This is a genomic window from Elusimicrobiota bacterium (assembly GCA_040757695.1).
Taxonomy (GTDB): Bacteria; Elusimicrobiota; UBA8919; order UBA8919; family UBA8919; genus JBFLWK01.
In genome coordinates, this window is the sequence record JBFLWK010000110.1 from 1 (window position 1) to 6133 (window position 6133).

Consider the following 6133-nt stretch of genomic DNA (forward strand, 5'->3'; position numbering starts at 1 on the left):
GCCGAATATAAAATGTATTTTTTGTAAGCCTTTTGGCATTTGTCATAAGTGTATCATTTTTATACGGTTGTGTCAAGGGCATTTTATTATCGGTAAAATATAAATTTATAGCCGTTTTTCAGGTCGACTATCTGGATAACAGGAACTTATCATAGTATAGGAGTAGTAAATGTTGTTCTTCAGGATTTAGGATTTAAGATATTAAATGATATAATTTTATATAAAAAGAACGCACCACCTAATTTTACTGGTTCTTGTTTCAGGGCGGTAACTGAAACAATGCTATGGGCAAAGAAAAATTTTAATAGTAAAACTAAATTCAATTATAAAAATATGAAAAAACTAAACGGTGGCACACAGATGAAAAATATCTGGGAATATTGGGCAGAGAAAAATCCTTTTCGCCATCCTGCCACGAAACAACAGATTGTCTTGGAACATGCAATTTTAGCTGGAAGCAATGAGGGAGATTTAATTCTTGACCCATTTGCCGGATCTGGCACAACCGGATTTGTTGCTTATGGACTAAATAGAAAATGCATTATGATAGAAATAGACCAAAACTATTGCAAGCTTATTAAAGATAGAATAGAAGGTAAATATGGTGAATTTAAAAGAAAGACAAAAGATTAAAGAAAAGTTTAGAAATGAATTATTGGAATATGTAGATAAATTTAATACTGCAGTTTCAACTGAAAAAGGAGATTGGATAGTAAAAGGATTTATTGATATTGCTAAAAATATTTATACAATTTCTGCAGATACAAAGGTTGTTTCTAAAATAATGGAACTTTTACTTTTTCCAAAGATATGTGAATTTGCTGAAAAGAATAAATATAAAATGGTGTTGTGTAAAGAACAGAATTTTTATCCTAACATTTCTTTTATTGATAAGAAAAATAATAAATTCGCATTGGATATAAAAAGTACCTATCGCAAGAATACTAAAGAAGTCAACGGAATGACTTTAGGAGCATTTACTGGATATTTTAGAGATAGAACAAGCAGTAAAAATATTACCTTTCCTTATAATGAGTATGCTGGACATTTTGTTTTAGGTGTAATTTATTCTCGTAAGGAACTAAAAATAGACGAAAGAAGAATATATCAAATTGAGGAACTTCAGAATATCACATCAGTAGTTAAAGATTTTGTTTTCTTTATCCAGGAAAAATATAAAATCGCTCTGGATAGACCTGGAAGTGGGAATACAAAAAACATTGGTTCTGTCATAAAAATAGATGAATTGACAAATGGAAAAGGTCATTTTGCTGAACTTGGAGAAGAAATATTTAATGACTATTGGATGTTTTATCTGACAAAAGATATGGCAAAATCTGTAGACCTTAAATCTGCACCATATAAGAATCTTAAAGAATATTTTGAATATAAAAAATTAAAGAGAATTAAATGAGAGCAAAATTATTGAATCAACAATTAGAATTACTTCCACACCCTCATCTTTTTCCATCTACCAGATTTCAAGGTAGTAAATTAAAAATTTTAGACTGGATTTGGGAAAACATCAAAGAGATAGAATTTCAAACTATACTTGATGCTTTTGGTGGCACAGGATGTGTTGGTTATATGCTCAAGCAGAAAGGAAAAAGAGTTATTTATAACGATGTGCTAAAGTTTAATTGGTATATTGGCACAGCATTGATTGAAAATGATTCTGTAATACTTAATGATAGAGATATAGAGTCTTTAATTACTGAACATCCAGAAATAAAATATCCAACTTTTATACAGGATACTTTCAAAGATATCTATTTTACCGATGAAGAAAACAGGTGGATAGATACAGTGGCTACTAACATTGAACATCTTGACAATCTTTATAAAAAAGCAATGGCATATTTTGCCCTTTTCCAATCTTGTATTATAAAGAGACCTTTTAACCTCTTCCATCGTAAAAATTTATACTTGAGATTTTCTGATGTGGAAAGAAATTTTGGCAATAAAACAACCTGGGATACTCCATTTGAAATACATTTTAGAAATTTTGTAGGAGAAGTCAATCGTTCCATTTTTTCAAATAGCCAACAAAATAAAGCACTTAACTTGGATATTTTTGATGTTGACGGTGATTTTGACTTGGTTTATATTGATACTCCTTATATTTCAAAGAATGGAGTCGCAGTTGATTATCTTGGATTTTACCACTTTTTAGAAGGATTAGTTCATTATGATAAATGGGCAGAAATGATTGATTATCACACAAAACATATGAAATTAAAAAAACAAACTAATCCATGGATTGATAAAAACGAAATTTACAGTGCTTTTGATAAACTATTTAAAAAATTCAGTGATAGTATTCTAGTGGTTTCTTATCGTTCTGACGGTATTCCATCCATTGATGAATTGGAATGGTTGTTGAAAAAATATAAATCAGATGTTGCGATAAGACGAATTGGATATAGATATGCTTTAAGCAATAATCATTCGGAAGAAATTTTGCTTATTGGGAGATAGAGAGATGAAAAAGAAACTGACTAAAAAAAGAATAATTATTAAACTTTTGCAAGACGAATATATAAATGAACGAGTATGGTGGAATTTAATGGGGTCAAAGTTTAAGAAATCCGAAATAGAAAAAATAGACAAAACATTTAGAAAATGTTATAAGGGGGACGATAATAGATGATTTTGACATTAAAAAAAACAGCGACGAAGAAGGATATTGAAATAATTTGTAAAAAAATAAAAGAGTTGGGTTTTAAGTCGCATATTTCCGAGGGAAAGGAACTGACCCTTATAGGCGTTATAGGTCCCAATGCCATATTGAAAAAAGATATTTTTGAGGCGATGAATACCGTCGCATTTGTTACACCAATTTCAAAACCGTATAAACTTGTAAGCAGGGAATTGAAAAAGGAAAATACTGTTATTAAAATTGACAATTTAGAGATTGGTTCTGAAAAAATTCTGATAATCGCGGGACCCTGTTCTATTGAATCGAAAGAGCGACTGACTGAGATTGCCAATGTCGTGAGAAATGCAGGTGCGGATATGATAAGGGGAGGAGCATTTAAGCCAAGAACTTCTCCATATGCTTTTCAGGGACTTGGAGAAAAGGGATTAAAATATTTAAGAGAGATAAAAAAAATTACAGGGCTTCCGGTTATCAGTGAAGCGATGAATCCAGAACAGGTTGATATTGTGAACAAATACGTGGATATAGTTCAGGTGGGTGCAAGAAATATGCAGAACTTTGATCTGCTTAAAGCGGCAGGTAAATTGAAAAAACCGGTTCTTCTAAAAAGAGGTTTCTCGTCAACGATTGAAGAGTTTTTAATGGCTGCAGAGTATATATTATCCAATGGAAATCCAGATGTAATTCTGTGTGAAAGAGGCATTAGAACATTTGAGACAGCAACGAGGTTCACACTTGATTTGAACGCAATTCCCGTGATAAAAAAACTTTCACATCTTCCTGTAATTGTTGACCCTTCACACGGGGTTGGTATTCGTGATTATGTACCTGCGATGTGTAAAGCAGCAATTGCCTGCGGTGCTGACGGACTTATGATAGAGATTCATAACAAACCGGAAGATGCACTTTCTGATGGTCCTCAATCGCTTTTACCTGAACAATTTGAGAAACTGATGAAAGAATTAAGACCTGTTGCCGAGGCAGTTGGAAGAAAAATATGATTATTGCGATAATTGGGGTTGGGCTTATTGGCGGGTCAATAGGGCTTGCAATTAAAGATTCAAAATTAAAAATTCAAAATGTTACTGGTATAGGAAGAAATATTGAACGGCTGAAAATTGCTAAAAAACTTGGTGCAGTTGATAAAATTACGACTAATTTTAGGGAAGGTGTAAAAGATGCAGATATAATTTTTGTTTGCTTGCCTGTCAGCTTGATTGCTGATACGGTGAAAAAGATAATTCCATTTTGCAAAAAAGGAGCAATTATTACAGATGTGGGTAGCGTGAAAACACCAATTGTTAAAAAAGTAGAGAATTTTCTATTCCCTATTCCCTCTTCCCTATCTCCTGTCTTTATCGGTGGTCATCCGATTGCTGGCTCGGAAAAAACCTCTGTGAAGTATGCTTCAAAAGAACTTTTCAAAAATGCAGTTGTTATTTTAACGCCGACTACAAAAACAAAAAAAAATGCCTTGGATATTATTAAAAACCTTTGGAAGAAAATGGGTGCAAAGGTAAAAATTATGTCTGCAGAGAAACATGATAAAATTCTTTCTTCTACAAGCCATCTTCCCCATATAGTTGCATTTTCTCTTGTAAATTCTGTTGATAATTTCGAACTTGTTGGGAATGGTTTTAGAGATACAACGAGAATTGCATCTTCAGACCCTGAAATGTGGGCTGATATAATTTTCCATAACCGAACAAATGTTCGGCGGACAATTAGGAAATTTATCAATGAATTGAAAAAAATAGAAAAAGCAAAATCCAAAAAAGAGTTATTAAATTATTTTAGAAAAGCAAAAATAAAACGAGAAGCCAAATGCAATAATAGAATTCTATCGGAAGATAATCTTATTAAATTCATAAAAGTATCTTTAAGACAGAGAAGGATTCCTCCGTCGGTAAGAGAAGTAGCAAAGTATTTTGCGGTTTCTGTTTCAACAGCACATCAACGCTTAAAAAATTTATATGAAAAAGGATTGATTTTCAAAAGGAAATCTCAAAACAGTTCCAGAAGAGTGGCAAGAGGCATTACCAGTAAAAAATAATGTCCGAACAAATGTTCGGTGCCGAACATTTGTTCGGTTGAAATAAATATGAAAAGGATTATCGGCGAAATAGAGGTTGCACCGGACAAGTCAATATCGCACAGGGCATTGATGATTTCTGCAATTTCAGAAGGAATTTCTACAATAAAAAATTTTCTGAAAGCGGATGACTGTATCTCAACAATGATTTGTCTTAAGAAGCTAGGCGTAGATATTACCGAAAAAAATGATGAGATTATTGTAAAAGGGAACGGGTTAAAACTAAAAGAGCCAAAAGAAATCTTAGACGCGGGAAATTCGGGGACAACTGTTCGGCTTTTGTCGGGAATTCTTGCAGGACAGAACTTTACAACAAAAATTATTGGTGATGAATCACTCTCAAAAAGACCGATGAGAAGGATCGCTGACCCTCTTGCAAAAATGGGTGCAAAAATTAAACTAAATAACGGTTTTTTGCCATTACAAATTACGGGAGGGAATTTAAGGCCGATAGATTATGTATCAAAAGTATCTTCTGCTCAAGTTAAGTCGTGTGTTTTGTTTGCAGGGCTTTATGCCGATGGTGTTACCAATTTTAATGAGCCAGAAAAATCGCGTGACCATACTGAAAGAATGTTAAAAAATTTTGGTGCTGATATTTCTGTGAATGAGAATACTGCTTCAGTGACTGGTATAGCGGAACTTCACTCGTCCGATGTGTTTATTCCCGGTGATATTTCAGGGGCAGCATTTTTTATGGTCGCTACTTTAATAGTTAAGAATTCGGAATTAAAAATTAAAAATGTAGGGATAAATCCGACGAGAACAGGTATTATTGATATCTTAAAAAGGATGGGTGCAGATATTAAGGTTGAGAATAAAAAAGAGTTTGGGAATGAACCTGTTGCTGATATAATTGTAAAATCTGCCGAATTAAAATCTACTGAGATTAAGGAAAAAGAAATACCAAAGGTTATAGATGAAATACCAATAATTGCGGTTGCGGCAACGCAGGCGGAAGGAACTACAAAAATCACAGGTGCAAAAGAACTTCGTGTTAAAGAGACCGACCGTTTAAAAGCGATGGCAACTGAACTTAAAAAAATGGGGGCCAATATAACAGAACTTGAAGATGGCTTGGTTATAAAAGGTCCAACAAAATTAAAAGGTGCGAACATTTGTTCGTACAAAGACCACAGGATAGCAATGTCGTTAGCAGTTGCATCACTTGTTGCAGATAGTAACACAGAGATTTCAGATAAGGACTGTGTCAACATTTCCTTTCCAAACTTTTGGGAGATATTGGAGAAAATATTGAGTGTGCCAAGAAAGTTCCTTGAATTCTTGTCGGTGGAAGTCCGAACTGGATAAAGGGTAGCGACCAGTCCAACACCAAATCCCACAGTTAATAAGGCAACGAACTAACTGATGCTGGGATGCGG

The 6133-nt window shown here is 33.5% G+C and carries 7 protein-coding genes; all 7 read left to right on the forward strand.

The window, feature by feature from the left end; translation table 11 throughout:
- Positions 1-135: 135 nt before the first annotated feature.
- Genes AB1349_12385 through aroA form a run of 7 tightly spaced genes read left to right on the forward strand, consistent with a single transcriptional unit; the run spans position 136 to position 6062 of the window.
- A complete protein-coding gene (locus AB1349_12385) occupies positions 136-633 on the forward strand; it encodes a site-specific DNA-methyltransferase (GenBank protein MEW6558126.1) in 498 nt (165 codons plus the stop codon).
- Positions 602-1414, forward strand: a complete 813-nt coding sequence (locus AB1349_12390) for a type II restriction endonuclease (protein ID MEW6558127.1) — start codon at positions 602-604, stop codon at positions 1412-1414. Before AB1349_12385 ends, AB1349_12390 begins: the two co-directional genes overlap by 32 nt.
- Positions 1411-2478, forward strand: coding sequence for a DNA adenine methylase (locus AB1349_12395; GenBank protein ID MEW6558128.1), 1068 nt, complete (start codon positions 1411-1413; stop codon positions 2476-2478). The genes AB1349_12390 and AB1349_12395 overlap by 4 nt, the downstream gene beginning before the upstream one ends.
- Positions 2479-2482: 4 nt before the next feature.
- Entirely contained in the window at positions 2483-2650 is a 168-nt protein-coding gene (locus tag AB1349_12400; protein MEW6558129.1) for a hypothetical protein, read from the forward strand.
- On the forward strand, positions 2647-3660 hold the full coding sequence (aroF, locus tag AB1349_12405; protein ID MEW6558130.1) for a 3-deoxy-7-phosphoheptulonate synthase: 1014 nt from the start codon (positions 2647-2649) through the stop codon (positions 3658-3660). Before AB1349_12400 ends, aroF begins: the two co-directional genes overlap by 4 nt.
- The gene (locus tag AB1349_12410) at positions 3657-4712 is read left to right on the forward strand and encodes a prephenate dehydrogenase/arogenate dehydrogenase family protein (protein MEW6558131.1); all 1056 of its coding nucleotides are present in this window, start codon (positions 3657-3659) and stop codon (positions 4710-4712) included. The genes aroF and AB1349_12410 overlap by 4 nt, the downstream gene beginning before the upstream one ends.
- Positions 4713-4760: 48 nt before the next feature.
- Positions 4761-6062: a 3-phosphoshikimate 1-carboxyvinyltransferase gene (gene aroA / locus AB1349_12415; GenBank protein MEW6558132.1), complete on the forward strand. Its 1302-nt coding sequence runs from the start codon at positions 4761-4763 to the stop codon at positions 6060-6062.
- Positions 6063-6133: the final 71 nt, after the last annotated feature.